This is a genomic window from Methylobacterium sp. J-068 (assembly GCF_022829445.1).
In the GTDB taxonomy this organism is placed as follows: domain Bacteria; phylum Pseudomonadota; class Alphaproteobacteria; order Rhizobiales; family Beijerinckiaceae; genus Methylobacterium.
This window is the reverse complement of sequence record NZ_JAKSXY010000066.1, coordinates 1-13,537: the sequence shown is the minus strand read 5'-3', so window position 1 is coordinate 13,537 and position 13,537 is coordinate 1. Positions and strand designations below refer to the sequence as shown.

Below are 13,537 nucleotides of genomic sequence, written 5' to 3'. Positions count from 1 at the left end.
TGACAGGCCCCAAGGTCTCGCGATCGTCCCCGCTCAGACGCGGCGGCGCTTGCGCGGGCGGCAGCCGTTATGCGGGATCGACGTGACGTCGCGGATGGAGGTCACGGTGAAGCCGGCGGCCTGGAGAGCGCGCAGAGCCGATTCACGGCCCGAACCCGGACCCGAGACTTCGACCTCAAGGGTGCGCATGCCATGCTCCGCGGCCTTGCGGGCGGCGTCCTCGGCGGCGACCTGCGCGGCGTAGGGGGTCGACTTACGCGAACCCTTGAAGCCCATGGCGCCGGCGGACGACCAGGAGATGGTGTTGCCCTGCGCGTCCGTGATGGTGACCATCGTGTTGTTGAACGAGGCGTTCACGTGCGCCACGCCCGAGACGATGTTCTTGCGTTCGCGGCGACGAACGCGGGTGGTTTCCTTGGCCATCTGTACCTTCTCGTCCTTCAAGCGCGCCCGTCATTCCAGGCGCTCGGGATTCTCTTGCGATGTCGGCGGCGCGGTCTTGGATCACCGTGCCGCCACGCGCGGTTCCCGCAGACGGGACACCAGGCGCGACGGAGCGGAAGCCGAGCGTTGCACGGCCTCCCAATGCCGAAAAATTACTTCTTCTTGCCGGCGATCGGCTTGGACTTGCCCTTGCGGGTGCGCGCGTTGGTGTGCGTGCGCTGTCCACGGACGGGCAGGTTGCGGCGATGGCGCAGGCCCCGGTAGCAGCCGAGATCCATCAGGCGCTTGATGTTCATCGACACTTCGCGACGCAGATCGCCCTCGACGAGGTAATCGCGGTCGATCGTCTCGCGGATCGACAGAACCTCGGCGTCGGTGAGCTGGTTCACGCGGCGCTCGGCCGGGATGCCGACCTTGCCGGTGATTTCCTCGGCCTTCTTGGGGCCGATGCCGTGGATGTACTGCAGCGCGATGACGACGCGCTTGTTGGTCGGGATGTTAACGCCAGCGATACGAGCCAAGTGTCTCTCCATGGAGGCGGGATCGGGGATCCGGCCAGGGTGTGACGCGCGTCCGGTGGAGACCGGCCCATGCGCGCCGTCCAAAACGACAAATCGGCCCGCATCGACCCCTTGAGAGGCGATCCGGACCCACTTCCTCTGAACGAAGACCGGCCCACTAGCGCGGGCCGGGCGATGTGTCAAGGCCGAACCAGGCCCTTATGGTCCCAGGGGCGGCTCAGGACGCCACCGTCGCCGCGTGGCGGTCGAGGACGCTCACGAGGTGTTCCGTCACCGCATCGACGGGCTTCATGCCGTCGATGGTCTGGAGCAGGCCCCCGCCGGCGTAGTAGTCGGAGAGCGGCGCGGTCTGCTTGCGGTAGGCCTCGAGACGGGTCTTGAACACCTCGGGCGTGTCGTCCTTGCGCACGGGCTGGCCGCGCGCGGCGGTCTCCTCGGCGCGCTTGGCGATCCGGCCGACCAGGGCGTTCTCGTCGACGACGAACTCGACGACGGTGTCGAGGGCGATCCCCTTGTCCGAGAGCATCGCGTCGAGGGCCTCGGCCTGCTCCACCGTGCGGGGAAAGCCGTCGAGAATGAAGCCCGCCTTGGCATCGGCCTCCTCGATCCGGTCGGCGACGATGCCGACCACGATCGCGTCGGAGACGAGGCCGCCGGATTCCATCACGGCCTTGGCCTGCAGGCCCACCGGAGTGCCCGCCGCCACGGCGGCGCGCAGCATGTCGCCGGTCGAGAGCTGGGGGATGCCATAGCGCGCCACGATCCGCTCGGACTGCGTTCCCTTCCCAGCGCCGGGCGGCCCAAGCAGGATGATGCGCATGGTGTCGTTCCCTCAGATCCGATTTTCTTGGTTGCCCGCCGACACCCGACGACGCCGGCGCAGAGATACGTCTAACAAGACTCGCGGCGGCCGCGATACCCGCCGCCCTCGAAGGTCAGCGCCGACGCGTGGCGCCGCGCAGCTTGGCCTTCTTGACGAGGCCCTCGTACTGATGGGCCATCAGGTGCCCGTGGATCTGCGCCACCGTATCCATCGTCACGGAGACGACGATGAGCAGGGAGGTGCCGCCGAAGCCGATGCTGGCCGAAGAGTACGACGCCAGGATTTCCGGCACCAGGCAGACGAAAGTCAGGTACAGCGCGCCGATCAGGGTGATGCGCGTGAGCACCTTGTCGATGAAGGCGGCGGTGCGCTCGCCCGGCCGGATGCCCGGGATGAAGCCGCCATGCTTCTTCAGGTTGTCCGCCGTCTCCTCCGGGTTGAATACGACCGCGGTGTAGAAGAACGCGAAGAAGATGATCAGGGCGGCGTAGAGCACCATGTAGAGCGGCCGCCCGTGGCCGATATAGGTCGTGATCGTCGCCAGGATGCCGGTGCCGCCATTGTTGGCCGAGAAGCTCGCCACGGTGGCGGGCAAAAGCAGCAGCGAGGAGGCGAAGATCGGCGGGATCACGCCGGCCGTGTTCAGCTTCAGCGGCAGGAACGAGGTCTGGCCCTCGTACATGCGGTTGCCGACCTGGCGCTTGGGGTAGTTGATCAGCAGGCGGCGCTGGGCGCGCTCCATGAACACGATGAAGTAGACGAGCGCGATGGCGGCGACACCCATGCCCAGGATGACGGCCGAGGAGAGCGCGCCGGTGCGGCTCAGCTCGAGTGCGCCCACGATGGCGACCGGCAGATGGGCGACGATGCCCGCGAAGATGATCAGCGAGGAGCCGTTCCCGATACCGCGGGAGGTGATCTGCTCGCCGATCCACATCAGGAAGAGCGTGCCGCCGGTCAGCGTGATCACGGTCGACAGGATGAAGAACGGACCGGGATCGATGGACGCGCTGGACGATTGCAGGCCGAAGGCGATGCCCCAGCTCTGCACCAGGGCCAGCACCACCGTGAGGTAGCGGGTGTACTGGTTGATGACCTTGCGGCCGGATTCGCCCTCCTTCTTCAGCGCCTCCAGGCTCGGGATCACCGAGGTCAGGAGCTGGATGATGATGGAGGCCGAGATGTACGGCATGATGTTGAGCGCGAAGATCGCCATGCGCTCGACGGCACCGCCGGAGAACATGTTGAACAGGCCGAGCACGCCGCCCGATTGCTGCTGGAAGTTCCGCGCGAACTGCTCCGGATCGATGCCCGGGATCGGGATGTAGGTGCCCAGCCGGAACACGATGAGCGCACCCAGCGTGAACCAGATGCGCTTCTTGAGCTCGTCGGCCTTGGCGATGGCCCCGAAATTGAGGTTCGCGGCAAGCTGCTCGGCGGCTGAGGCCATGGCACCGGTTCCTGAGATCAGTTCAGACGGGAGCGATCGCTCCCCGATGAAACGGGAACGGCGGCCGCGCGCGAGGTCGCACGGGCCGCCGCTCAGAGCTTCGACTTAAAGTCAGACGTAGGGCTACGCAACCGCCGCGTCGGCGGCCTTGCCGCGCGTGGAGACGCCGGAACCATAGGCCACGGTGACCGAACCGCCGGCCTTCTCGACACCCTCGATCGCCGACTTCGACGCGCGGGTGACCTCGAAGGTCAGCTTGGCGGTGAGCTCGCCGACGCCGAGGAGCTTCACGCCGTCACGCGCGCGGGCGCAGATGCCGGCGGCGATCAGGGTCTCGACGGTGACGGTGGCGCCCGCCTCGATGCGGCCGGCATCGACAGCCTGCTGGACGCGGCCGAGGTTCACCTCGTTCAGGTCCGTGGAGTACAGGTTGTTGAAGCCGCGCTTCGGAAGGCGACGATGCAGCGGCATTTGACCGCCCTCGAAGCCCTTGATGGAGACGCCGGTCCGGGCCTTCTGACCCTTCACGCCGCGTCCCGCGGTCTTGCCCTTGCCGGAGCCGATGCCCCGGCCGACGCGCATCCGGTTCTTGGTGGCGCCGTCGTTGTCGCGGAGTTCGTTGAGTTTCATGATGCCCTCCCTCAGGCCGCGTCGCTGACAACGCGCACGAGGTGCTGCACCTTGCGGATCATGCCGCGCACGGAGGGGGTATCCTCCAGCTCGGAAACCCGGTGCAGCTTGTTGAGCTTCAGGCCGATCAGCGTCGCGCGCTGGTCGCCTTCGCGGCGGATGGGCGAGCCGATCTGCTCGACCCGGAGTGTCTTGTGTGCCATCGGACCCTCCCCTTACGCCACGGCTGCTTCGGACAGGTCGGACGGATCGGCGTCACGGCGACGGGCCTGGAGGGCCGACACCTTGAGACCGCGACGGGCCGCGACGGAGCGCGGGCTGTCCTCGTTCTTGAGCGCCTCGAAGGTGGCGCGCACGAGGTTGTAGGGGTTCGACGAGCCGAGGCTCTTGGCCACCACGTCCTGCATGCCCAGCGTCTCGAAGACGGCGCGCATCGGGCCGCCGGCGATGATGCCGGTACCCTGGGGGGCGGCGCGCAGGATGACCTTGCCGGCGCCGTGACGACCGTAGACGTCGTGGTGCAGGGTGCGGCCCTCACGGAGCGCCACGCGGACGAGGCCGCGCTTGGCGGCTTCCGTCGCCTTGCGGATCGCCTCCGGCACTTCGCGTGCCTTGCCGTGGCCGAAGCCGACCCGGCCCTTCTGGTCGCCCACGACGACGAGGGCCGCGAAGCCGAAGCGACGGCCGCCCTTCACCACCTTGGCGACGCGGTTGATGTGGACGAGCTTGTCCACGAACTCGCTGTCGCGCTCCTCGCGATCTTCGCGGCGGCCGCGGCCACCGCCTTCACGTTCACGTGCCATACTCAGATATCCATCTCACTGGCGCGGGTGGCGGACCCGCTCGCTTGAATCGTTTGGAACAGAGGGCGACCCGAGCCGCCCTCCTCCGCCAGATTTAGAACTCGAGACCACCCTCGCGGGCGGCTTCGGCGAGCGCCTTGACGCGCCCGTGATAGAGGTAGCCCGAGCGATCGAAGATCACCTGGGAGACGCCCGCCGCCTTGGCCCGCTCGGCGACGAGCTTGCCGACGGCCTGGGCCGCCGCGACGTCGGCGCCGGTCTTGAGACCGCCGCGCACATCCTTCTCCAGGGACGAGGCCGAAGCGAGGGTCTTGCCCTGCGCGTCGTCGATGACCTGGACGTAGATCTGCTTGGACGAACGGAACACCGAGAGCCGGGGCCGCCCATTGGCCGCCGCCCGCAGCGCGCGGCGCACACGCGCCTTGCGGCGGTCGAGTGCATCGATTTTGCGTGACATGTTGGCCGGCCCTTACTTCTTCTTGCCTTCCTTGCGGAAGATGAACTCGCCCGCGTACTTCACGCCCTTGCCCTTGTAGGGCTCCGGGCCGCGATAGTCGCGGATCTCGGCGGCCACCTGGCCGACCACCTGCCGGTCGATGCCGGAGATGACGATCTCGGTGGGCTTCGGCACCGCGATCGTGATCCCCGTGGGGATCTCGTACTCGATGTCGTGGCTGTAGCCGAGCGAGAGCTTCAGTGCCTTGCCGGCCATCGCGGCGCGGTAACCCACGCCGGTGATCTCGAGCTTCTTCTCGAAGCCCTTGGAGACGCCCTCGACGAGGTTCGCCACCTGAGCGCGGGAGGTGCCCCAGAGCGAGCGGGCCTCCTTGGTCTGGTTCCGGGGCTGCACCGAGACGGCGCCGTCCTCGAACTTCACGTCGACCACGTTGGGCACGACGTACTGGAGCTCGCCCTTGGAGCCCTTCATCTTCACCGTTTGACCGGTCACCGTGGCCGTCACGCCGGACGGGACGGGAACGGGCTTCTTGCCTACGCGAGACATCGCCTTATTCCTCCAAGTCCGAGATCAGAACACCTTGCAGAGCACTTCGCCGCCGACGTTGCGCTCGCGCGCCTCGTGGTCGGCCATGACGCCCTGCGGGGTGGACACGATGGTGACGCCGAGACCGTCGGCGACGCGCGGCAGCTCGCCGACCGACGAGTAGACGCGGCGGCCGGGCTTCGACACGCGCTGGATCGAGCGGATGACGGGCTGGCCGTCGTAGTACTTCAGCTCGATCGCGAACTCGGTGCGGCCGTTGCCGTAATCCGTGGTCGCGTAGTCGCGGATGTAGCCCTCGGACTTGAGGACGTCGAGCACGCTGGCGCGCAGGCGCGAGCCGGGCGTCTGGACGACGTTGCGGCGGCGCTGCTGACCGTTGCGGATGCGGGTGAGCATATCACCCACGGGATCGTTGACCATGGTGGTTGCTCCTTACCAGCTCGACTTGACGAGACCGGGGATCAGACCCTGGTTGCCGAGTTCGCGCAGCGCGATGCGCGAGATGCCCATCTTGCGATAGAAGGCGCGCGGACGGCCGGTCATGCCGCAACGGTTGCGGACGCGGGTGGGGGACGAATTGCGGGGGAGTTCCGCGAGCTTGAGGCGCGCCTCGAAGCGCTCCTCCATCTCGAGGGACTCGTTGTTCGCCGTGGCAAGCAGCGCCTTGCGCTTGGGAGCGTAGAGCTTCACCAGCGCTTCGCGGTGCTTGTTCTTCTCGATCGAGCTTTTCTTTGCCATTTCTCTCTCCGGTGTCCGCGTATGAGACCTTAAGCAGGCCTCACTGCCGGAACGGGAATCGGAACTGCGTGAGGAGCGCGCGCGCCTCAGCATCGGTGCGGGCCGTCGTCTGGATGACGATGTCCATGCCCCAGGTGGCCTCGGCCTTGTCGTACGAGATCTCCGGGAACACGAGGTGCTCCTTCAGACCCAGCGCGTAATTGCCGTTGCCATCGAAGGAGCGCGGGTTCAGGCCACGGAAATCGCGGACGCGCGGGAGCGCGATCGTGATCAGGCGGTCCATGAACTCGTACATGCGCTGCTTGCGCAGCGTGACCTTGCAGCCGATCGGCATGCCCTCGCGGACCTTGAAGGTCGCGATGGCCTTGCGGGCCTTTGTGATGACCGGCTTCTGACCGGCGATGAGGGCCAGATCGCCGGCGGCGACGGAGGCCTTCTTCGAGTCGGCGGTGGACTCGCCGACACCCATGTTGATCACGATCTTCTCGATGACCGGAACCTGCATGGGGTTCTTGTAGCCGAACTCCTCGATCAGCTTCTGGCGCACCACTTCGTCGTAGTGCTTGCGCAGGCGCGGGACGTACCCGTCAGTGTTCTTCTCAGCCATCGATCAGATCCCCCGAGCGCTTGGCGAACCGAACTTTGCGGCCGTCCTCGAGAATGCGAAAACCAACGCGCGTGGGCTGACCATCCTTGGGGTCGGCGACGGCGATGTTGGAAAGGTGAATCGCAGCTTCCTTGGAGACGATGCCGCCTTCCTGGTTCTGCGTCTGCTTCTGATGCTTCTTCACCAGGTTGATGCCGCGCACCACGGCGCGATCTTCCTTGGGGAGCACTTGGATGACTTCGCCGGAGCGACCCTTGTCGCGACCGGTGAGCACGACGACCTTGTCGCCTTTCTTGACCTTGGCGGCCATTACAGCACCTCCGGCGCGAGCGAGATGATCTTCATATGGTTGCGGGCGCGCAGCTCGCGCGGAACCGGTCCGAAGATGCGGGTGCCGATCGGCTCCTTCTGATTGTTGATCAGAACGGCGGCGTTCTTGTCGAAGCGGATGACCGAGCCGTCGGCCCGCTTCACTTCCTTAGCCGTGCGCACGACGACCGCCTTCATGACGTCGCCCTTCTTCACGCGACCCCGGGGAATCGCTTCCTTGACCGAGACCACGATGATGTCGCCGACACCGGCGTATTTACGCTTCGACCCGCCCAGAACCTTGATGCACATCACGCGGCGCGCACCAGAGTTGTCGGCGACGTCCAGATTCGTCTGCATCTGGATCACGGGCAGTGACCTTTCCTTGTTTCAGGCGGGTTTCCGCACGCGGACGGTATTGCCCGGCGGACGACGCCTGATGGGGATCTGATGTCCCCGGCTCATATGAAGCACCGCGCAATCGGTGTCTTGTCACACCGGCGCGGTCGCCGCGTACGAAGGATGCGAACACCCTTCTCACATGTCGCGAAGGCATGCCCAATACACCGGGCGACCTTCGCGCGCAAGGTTTATTTCCGAACGCGCGGCTTCCGTAGGAACCCGCGCGCAAGGGCGTTCGGATCGAGATCTGGTCGCACCAACGAAAAAGCGGGCGCAGCGATCTGCGCCCGCTTCAACGACGGTGCATGGCCTCACGCCTCGGCGGGAGCGGCCTCGGTGGCGGCGCCGGCCTCGACCAGTTTCCAGGTCTTGGTCTTCGAGAACGGACGGCACTCCTCGATCGACACGGTCTGGCCGACCTTGGCGACGTTGGTCTCGTCGTGAGCGTGGTAGTTCTTCGAGCGACGGACGGTCTTCTTCATCACCGGGTGGGTGAAGCGGCGCTCCACCTTCACGACGATGGTCTTCTCGCCCTTGTCGCTGACGACGACGCCCTGCAATACGCGCTTCGGCATGGTGTGACTCCTCAGGCCTGCGCGGACTTCAGCGTCTTCTGACGCTGGAGCGTACGAACGCGGGCGATATCGCGGCGGACTTCGCGGACGCGCGCGACGTTCTCGAGCTGGCCGGTGGCACCCTGGAAGCGCAGGTTGAACTGCTCCTTCTTCAGGTTCAGCAGCTCATCGTTCAGCTGATCGGACGACAGGGCGGCCAGATCCGACTGTCTCTGCGACGACTTCATGATCCCCTCCCCTCAGTCAGCGATGCGCTGAACGACGCGCGTGCGGATCGGGAGCTTCGCCGCGCCAAGGCGCAGGGCCTCCTTCGCAACGTCCTCGGCCACGCCGTCGACTTCGAACATGATACGTCCGGGATGCACGCGGGCAGCCCAGAACTCGGGTGCGCCCTTACCGGAGCCCATGCGGACTTCGGTGGGCTTGGCCGTGACCGGAACGTCCGGGAAGATCCGGATCCAGACGCGGCCCTGGCGCTTCATCTCGCGGGTGATCGCGCGGCGGGCCGCCTCGATCTGGCGCGCGGTGATGCGCTCGGGCTCGACGGCCTTCAGGCCGAAGGTCCCGAAGTTGAGGTCGAAGCCGCCCTTGGCCGCACCGTGGATGCGACCCTTGAATTGCTTACGGAACCTGGTCTTCTTGGGTTGCAACATGGCAGCCTCTCAACACCTTTCTGGGTGACGGGGTCACGAGCGCGCCGTCAGGCGTGCTCGCGCCGGCCGCGCTCGCGGCCACCCTCACCATCGCGCTCGCGACGGCCGCCCGAACGGCCACCCTCTTCCTGCGCCTTCTTGTCCTGTGCCATCGGGTCGTGCTCGAGGATCTCGCCCTTGAACACCCACACCTTGATGCCGCACGTCCCGTAGGTCGTGAAGGCGGTGGCGACGCCGTAATCGACGTCGGCGCGGAGGGTATGCAGGGGCACGCGGCCCTCGCGGTACCATTCCTGGCGGGCGATCTCGGCGCCGCCGAGACGGCCCGAGCAGTTGATGCGGATGCCCTCGGCACCGAGACGCATCGCCGACTGAACGGCGCGCTTCATGGCGCGACGGAAGGCGACGCGGCGCTCGAGCTGTTGGGCGATCGAGTCGGCCACCAGGGTGGCGTCGATCTCGGGCTTGCGCACCTCGACGATGTTGATCGTCACGTCGGCCTTGGTCAGCGTGCCGACCAGCTTGCGCAGCTTCTCGATGTCGGCGCCCTTCTTGCCGATCACGACGCCCGGACGGCCCGAGTGGATGGTGACGCGGCACTTCCGGTGCGGACGCTCGATGACGATCTTCGAGACGGCAGCCTGCTTGAGCTGCTTCATGAGGGCGGCGCGGATCGCGACGTCCTCGTGCATGAGCTTGGCGTATTCACCCTTCTGGGCGAACCAGCGGGAGTCCCAGGTCCGGTTGATACCGAGCCGCAGACCGATCGGATTGACTTTCTGGCCCATCAGGTCCTCCTCACGCCGCTTCGGCGGTCGGGACTTCGCGCACCACGATGGTGAGGTTCGCGAAGGGCTTCAGGATACGGGCGCCGCGGCCGCGGGCACGAGCGTGGAAGCGCTTGAGCACGAGGGCCTTGCCGACGAAGGCCTGGGAGACGACGAGATCGTCGACGTCCAGGTTGTGGTTGTTCTCGGCATTGGCGATGGCGCTCTCGAGGCACTTCTTGACCTCGCGGGCGATCCGCTTGCGGGAGAATTCGAGGTCGGCCAGGGCCGACTCGACCTTCTTGCCGCGAATGAGCTGCGCGACGAGATTGAGCTTCTGGGGGCTGACGCGCAGCATGCGCGCGACGGCCTGAGCCTCGTTCTCGGGGAGCGCGCGGGGAGTGGCGGGCTTGCCCATGATCAGCGCCTCTTCGACTTCTTGTCGGCTGCGTGACCGTGGAAGGTGCGGGTCGGCGAGAACTCGCCGAACTTGTGGCCGACCATTTCCTCGGAGACGTAGACCGGGATGTGCTTCTGTCCGTTGTGCACACCGAAGGTGAGCCCCACGAACTGCGGCAGGATCGTGGAGCGGCGGCTCCAGATCTTGATGACTTCGTTACGGCTGGAACCGCGAGCGGCTTCGGCCTTCTTGAGGAGGTAGCCGTCGATGAACGGCCCCTTCCAGAGCGAGCGTGCCATGGGCGTTACTTCTTACGGTTATGACGGCTGGACAGGATGAAGACGTCGGTCCGCTTGTTCGAGCGGGTCTTCTTCCCCTTCGTGGGAACGCCCCAGGGCGTGACCGGGTTACGGCCGCCCGAAGTGCGTCCCTCGCCGCCGCCGTGCGGGTGGTCGACCGGGTTCATGGCAACGCCGCGAACGTGCGGGCGCTTGCCGAGCCAGCGATTGCGGCCGGCCTTGCCGAGCGAGATGTTCATGTGGTCCGGGTTGGAGACCGCGCCGACGCTGGCGAAGCACTGACCGTGGACCAGACGCTGCTCGCCCGAGTTCAGGCGGAGCGTGACGTAGCCCTGATCGCGGCCGACGATCTGGGCGTAGTTGCCGGCCGAGCGGGCGATCGCGCCGCCCTTGCCGATCTTGAGCTCGATGTTGTGGACGATCGTGCCCACCGGCATGTTGCCGACCGGACCGGCATTGCCGGGCTTGATGTCGACCTGCTCGGCCGCGATCACCTTGTCGCCGGGCGACAGGCGCTGCGGAGCCAGGATGTAGCTCTGCGTGCCGTCGGGGAAGGCGATCAGCGCGATGAACGCGGTGCGGTTCGGATCGTACTCGATCCGCTCGACGGTGGCGGACACGCCCATCTGCTCGCGACGCTTGAAATCCACGTTGCGGAGCGTGCGCTTGTGCCCGCCGCCACGGAAGCGGACCGTGATGCGGCCGAGGTTGTTGCGGCCGCCGGACGACGACTTGCCCTCGGTGAGCTTCTTGACCGGCTTGCCCTTGTAGAGCTCACGGCGGTCGACGAGCACGAGCTGGCGAAGGCTCGGCGTGACCGGTTTGAATGTCTTCAAGGCCATCGGTGGTAATCCTTAACCCGACTTGTCTCAGAGGCCGGTCGTGACGTCGATCGTCTCACCCTCGGCGAGGGTCACGATCGCTTTCTTCACGTCCGAGCGCTGTCCGCGAAGCCCGCGGAAAATCTTCTTCTTGCCCTTGGTGACGAGCGTGTTCACGCCCGTGACCTTGACGTCGAACAGCTTCTCCACCGCTTCCTTGATCTGCGGCTTCGTCGCCTTCGGGGAGACCCGGAACACGACCTTGTTCTGTTCGGTGAGGTTCGTCGCCTTCTCGGTGATGACCGGGGAGACGATGATGTCGTAGTGGCGCGGATCGGCACTCATTGGAAACGCGCCTCCAGCGCATCGATCGCTGCGCGCGTCAGCACGAGCTTGTCGCGACGCAGGATGTCGTAGACGTTGATGCCCTGGATCGGAAGCACGTCGATCTGCGGGATGTTGCGGGCGGCGCGCGCGAAGTTCACGTCCACCTCGGCACCGCCGATGATCAGCGCGCTCGACAGGCCCATCTTCTCGAAGCGCTCGACGAGCGCCTTGGTCTTGCCCTCGGCCAGCTTCACGTCGTCGACGATGATGAGGGTCGAATCCTTCACCTTCGCGGACAGGGCGTGCTTCAGGGCGAGCGCGCGGACCTTCTTGGGCAGGTCGTGGGCGTGGCTGCGCACGACCGGACCGAAGGCACGCCCACCGCCGCGGAACTGCGGGGCTGAAGCGGCGCCGTGACGGGCGTTACCCGTGCCCTTCTGCTTGTAGAGCTTCTTGCGGGTCCGGTTGACGTCCGAACGGTTCTTGACCGCGTGGGTGCCGGCCTGACGCTTGGCGAGCTGCCAGCGCACCATGCGCTGGAGCAGGTCGGCGCGCGGCTCGAGACCGAAGATGGTCTCGTCGAGGTCGACCGAACCGGCGCCCTCGCCGTCGAGGGTGGTGATATCGAGCTTCATCACGCGTTCTCCTCGGAAGCGGGAGCCTCGGGAGCCGGCGCTTCGGTGGCGGGAGCGGAAGCGCCCTGCTCACGGAACTTGCCAGGCTGCGGAACGTCCGCGGGGAGCTTGCGCTTCACCGCGTCGCGGATTTGGATCCAGCCGCCGGCGACGCCCGGAACGGCGCCCTCGACGAGGATGAGGCCACGCTCAGGGTCCGTGCGCACGACGCGCAGGTTCTGGGTGGTGACCCGGTCGACGCCCATGTGACCGGGCATCTTCTTGTTCTTGAAGGTCTTGCCCGGATCCTGGCGGCCACCGGTCGAACCGATCGAACGGTGCGAGATGGAGACGCCGTGGGTGGCGCGCAGACCGCCGAAGTTCCAGCGCTTCATGCCGCCGGCGAAGCCCTTACCCGTGGTGGTGCCCGTCACGTCGACGAACTGGCCCGGGATGAAGTGGTCGGCGGTGATCTCGGCGCCGACCGGGATCAGCTTGTCCTCGGACACGCGGAACTCGGCGAGCTTCTGCTTGGGCTCGACCTTGGCGACCGCGAACCGGCCGCGCTCGGCAGCCGACACGTTCTTCACCTTGGCCTTGCCGACGCCGACCTGAAGGGCGACGTAGCCGTTCTTCTCGACGGTACGGTGGGCAACCACCTGGCATTGATCGATTTTTAGCACTGTGACGGGGACATGTTCGCCTGCATCCGTAAAGATGCGGGTCATGCCGACCTTCTGTGCGATGACGCCTGAGCGCATAGGTGTCTCCCTCGCGCGATTCTACGGTAAGCTCTAAATCCCGGCGGGACTTAGAGCTTGATCTCCACGTCCACGCCGGCGGCGAGGTCGAGCTTCATCAGCGCGTCCACGGTCTGGGGCGTCGGATCGACGATATCGAGGACGCGCTTGTGGGTGCGCATCTCGAACTGCTCGCGCGACTTCTTGTCGATGTGGGGCGAGCGGTTGACGGTGAACTTCTCGATATGCGTCGGCAGCGGGATGGGACCACGGATGGTGGCGCCGGTGCGCTTGGCCGTCGAGACGATCTCGCGGGTCGACGCATCGAGGATGCGATGGTCGAACGCCTTGAGGCGGATGCGAATATTCTGACCGTTCATGACCTGAAACCTTGGCGGGGCGAAGAGGGGGCGGGCGCGAGGACCCGCCCCTCTGTCGTTCCCTGCAGACTGACCGTTTGGACGGACGATTACTCGTTGATGGCGGCGACGACGCCTGCGCCGACGGTGCGTCCGCCTTCACGGATGGCGAAGCGCAGCTTCTCTTCCATGGCGACGGGGACGATCAGGGTGACGTCCATGGTCACGCTGTCGCCGGGCATCACCATCTCG

25 protein-coding genes and 1 pseudogene are annotated in these 13,537 nt (G+C 66.2%); all 26 read right to left on the bottom strand.

Annotation, left to right across the window (positions count from 1 at the left end; genetic code table 11):
* Positions 1-33: 33 nt before the first annotated feature.
* Positions 34-423 (bottom strand): 30S ribosomal protein S11, encoded by a 390-nt coding sequence (rpsK, locus tag MKK54_RS09520; RefSeq protein WP_055949325.1) that lies wholly within the window; start codon positions 421-423, stop codon positions 34-36.
* A 173-nt stretch (positions 424-596) separates the two neighbouring features.
* Positions 597-965, bottom strand: coding sequence for a 30S ribosomal protein S13 (rpsM, locus tag MKK54_RS09515; RefSeq protein ID WP_238280526.1), 369 nt, complete (start codon positions 963-965; stop codon positions 597-599).
* 217 nt (positions 966-1,182) lie between these two features.
* The gene (locus MKK54_RS09510; RefSeq protein WP_244010549.1) at positions 1,183-1,785 is read right to left on the bottom strand and encodes an adenylate kinase; all 603 of its coding nucleotides are present in this window, start codon (positions 1,783-1,785) and stop codon (positions 1,183-1,185) included.
* 115 nt (positions 1,786-1,900) lie between these two features.
* The gene (gene secY, locus MKK54_RS09505; RefSeq protein WP_244010548.1) at positions 1,901-3,238 is read right to left on the bottom strand and encodes a preprotein translocase subunit SecY; all 1,338 of its coding nucleotides are present in this window, start codon (positions 3,236-3,238) and stop codon (positions 1,901-1,903) included.
* Between the two features lie 123 nt (positions 3,239-3,361).
* Complete coding sequence (gene rplO / locus MKK54_RS09500) at positions 3,362-3,868, bottom strand: 50S ribosomal protein L15 (protein ID WP_244010547.1); 507 nt, start codon at positions 3,866-3,868, stop codon at positions 3,362-3,364.
* Between the two features lie 11 nt (positions 3,869-3,879).
* A complete protein-coding gene (gene rpmD / locus MKK54_RS09495) occupies positions 3,880-4,071 on the bottom strand; it encodes a 50S ribosomal protein L30 (protein WP_244010546.1) in 192 nt (63 codons plus the stop codon).
* Between the two features lie 12 nt (positions 4,072-4,083).
* On the bottom strand, positions 4,084-4,671 hold the full coding sequence (gene rpsE, locus MKK54_RS09490; RefSeq protein ID WP_244010545.1) for a 30S ribosomal protein S5: 588 nt from the start codon (positions 4,669-4,671) through the stop codon (positions 4,084-4,086).
* Positions 4,672-4,765: 94 nt separating this feature from the next.
* Positions 4,766-5,128 (bottom strand): 50S ribosomal protein L18, encoded by a 363-nt coding sequence (gene rplR / locus MKK54_RS09485; protein ID WP_244010544.1) that lies wholly within the window; start codon positions 5,126-5,128, stop codon positions 4,766-4,768.
* A gap of 12 nt (positions 5,129-5,140) precedes the next feature.
* Positions 5,141-5,674 (bottom strand): 50S ribosomal protein L6, encoded by a 534-nt coding sequence (rplF, locus tag MKK54_RS09480; protein ID WP_244010543.1) that lies wholly within the window; start codon positions 5,672-5,674, stop codon positions 5,141-5,143.
* A 24-nt stretch (positions 5,675-5,698) separates the two neighbouring features.
* The gene (rpsH, locus tag MKK54_RS09475; RefSeq protein ID WP_055881679.1) at positions 5,699-6,094 is read right to left on the bottom strand and encodes a 30S ribosomal protein S8; all 396 of its coding nucleotides are present in this window, start codon (positions 6,092-6,094) and stop codon (positions 5,699-5,701) included.
* A gap of 12 nt (positions 6,095-6,106) precedes the next feature.
* Complete coding sequence (gene rpsN / locus MKK54_RS09470; RefSeq protein ID WP_244010542.1) at positions 6,107-6,412, bottom strand: 30S ribosomal protein S14; 306 nt, start codon at positions 6,410-6,412, stop codon at positions 6,107-6,109.
* 40 nt (positions 6,413-6,452) lie between these two features.
* Positions 6,453-7,019, bottom strand: a complete 567-nt coding sequence (gene rplE, locus MKK54_RS09465) for a 50S ribosomal protein L5 (protein ID WP_056469600.1) — start codon at positions 7,017-7,019, stop codon at positions 6,453-6,455.
* Positions 7,012-7,329, bottom strand: coding sequence for a 50S ribosomal protein L24 (gene rplX / locus MKK54_RS09460; RefSeq protein ID WP_244010541.1), 318 nt, complete (start codon positions 7,327-7,329; stop codon positions 7,012-7,014). The genes rplE and rplX overlap by 8 nt, the downstream gene beginning before the upstream one ends.
* The gene (rplN, locus tag MKK54_RS09455) at positions 7,329-7,697 is read right to left on the bottom strand and encodes a 50S ribosomal protein L14 (RefSeq protein ID WP_018044219.1); all 369 of its coding nucleotides are present in this window, start codon (positions 7,695-7,697) and stop codon (positions 7,329-7,331) included. Before rplN ends, rplX begins: the two co-directional genes overlap by 1 nt.
* Positions 7,698-8,041: 344 nt before the next feature.
* Positions 8,042-8,305: a 30S ribosomal protein S17 gene (rpsQ, locus tag MKK54_RS09450; protein ID WP_244010540.1), complete on the bottom strand. Its 264-nt coding sequence runs from the start codon at positions 8,303-8,305 to the stop codon at positions 8,042-8,044.
* Positions 8,306-8,316: 11 nt separating this feature from the next.
* Entirely contained in the window at positions 8,317-8,532 is a 216-nt protein-coding gene (gene rpmC, locus MKK54_RS09445) for a 50S ribosomal protein L29 (RefSeq protein WP_244010539.1), read from the bottom strand.
* A 12-nt stretch (positions 8,533-8,544) separates the two neighbouring features.
* On the bottom strand, positions 8,545-8,958 hold the full coding sequence (rplP, locus tag MKK54_RS09440; RefSeq protein ID WP_055949287.1) for a 50S ribosomal protein L16: 414 nt from the start codon (positions 8,956-8,958) through the stop codon (positions 8,545-8,547).
* Positions 8,959-9,005: 47 nt separating this feature from the next.
* Positions 9,006-9,746, bottom strand: a complete 741-nt coding sequence (gene rpsC / locus MKK54_RS09435) for a 30S ribosomal protein S3 (protein WP_055949284.1) — start codon at positions 9,744-9,746, stop codon at positions 9,006-9,008.
* Positions 9,747-9,756: 10 nt separating this feature from the next.
* On the bottom strand, positions 9,757-10,143 hold the full coding sequence (gene rplV, locus MKK54_RS09430) for a 50S ribosomal protein L22 (RefSeq protein WP_244010538.1): 387 nt from the start codon (positions 10,141-10,143) through the stop codon (positions 9,757-9,759).
* Positions 10,144-10,145: 2 nt separating this feature from the next.
* The gene (rpsS, locus tag MKK54_RS09425) at positions 10,146-10,424 is read right to left on the bottom strand and encodes a 30S ribosomal protein S19 (RefSeq protein ID WP_055949278.1); all 279 of its coding nucleotides are present in this window, start codon (positions 10,422-10,424) and stop codon (positions 10,146-10,148) included.
* 5 nt (positions 10,425-10,429) lie between these two features.
* Positions 10,430-11,266 carry a 50S ribosomal protein L2 gene (gene rplB, locus MKK54_RS09420; protein WP_244010537.1) on the bottom strand — a complete coding sequence of 279 codons (837 nt, stop codon included), beginning with the start codon at positions 11,264-11,266 and terminating at the stop codon, positions 10,430-10,432.
* 27 nt (positions 11,267-11,293) lie between these two features.
* Complete coding sequence (locus tag MKK54_RS09415) at positions 11,294-11,590, bottom strand: 50S ribosomal protein L23 (protein WP_018044227.1); 297 nt, start codon at positions 11,588-11,590, stop codon at positions 11,294-11,296.
* Positions 11,587-12,207, bottom strand: coding sequence for a 50S ribosomal protein L4 (rplD, locus tag MKK54_RS09410; protein WP_244010536.1), 621 nt, complete (start codon positions 12,205-12,207; stop codon positions 11,587-11,589). Before rplD ends, MKK54_RS09415 begins: the two co-directional genes overlap by 4 nt.
* Complete coding sequence (gene rplC / locus MKK54_RS09405) at positions 12,207-12,947, bottom strand: 50S ribosomal protein L3 (protein WP_055949264.1); 741 nt, start codon at positions 12,945-12,947, stop codon at positions 12,207-12,209. Before rplC ends, rplD begins: the two co-directional genes overlap by 1 nt.
* A 50-nt stretch (positions 12,948-12,997) precedes the next feature.
* Positions 12,998-13,306: a 30S ribosomal protein S10 gene (gene rpsJ / locus MKK54_RS09400; protein WP_018044230.1), complete on the bottom strand. Its 309-nt coding sequence runs from the start codon at positions 13,304-13,306 to the stop codon at positions 12,998-13,000.
* A gap of 89 nt (positions 13,307-13,395) precedes the next feature.
* A pseudogene (gene tuf / locus MKK54_RS09395) lies at positions 13,396-13,537 on the bottom strand (elongation factor Tu); the annotation flags it as partial.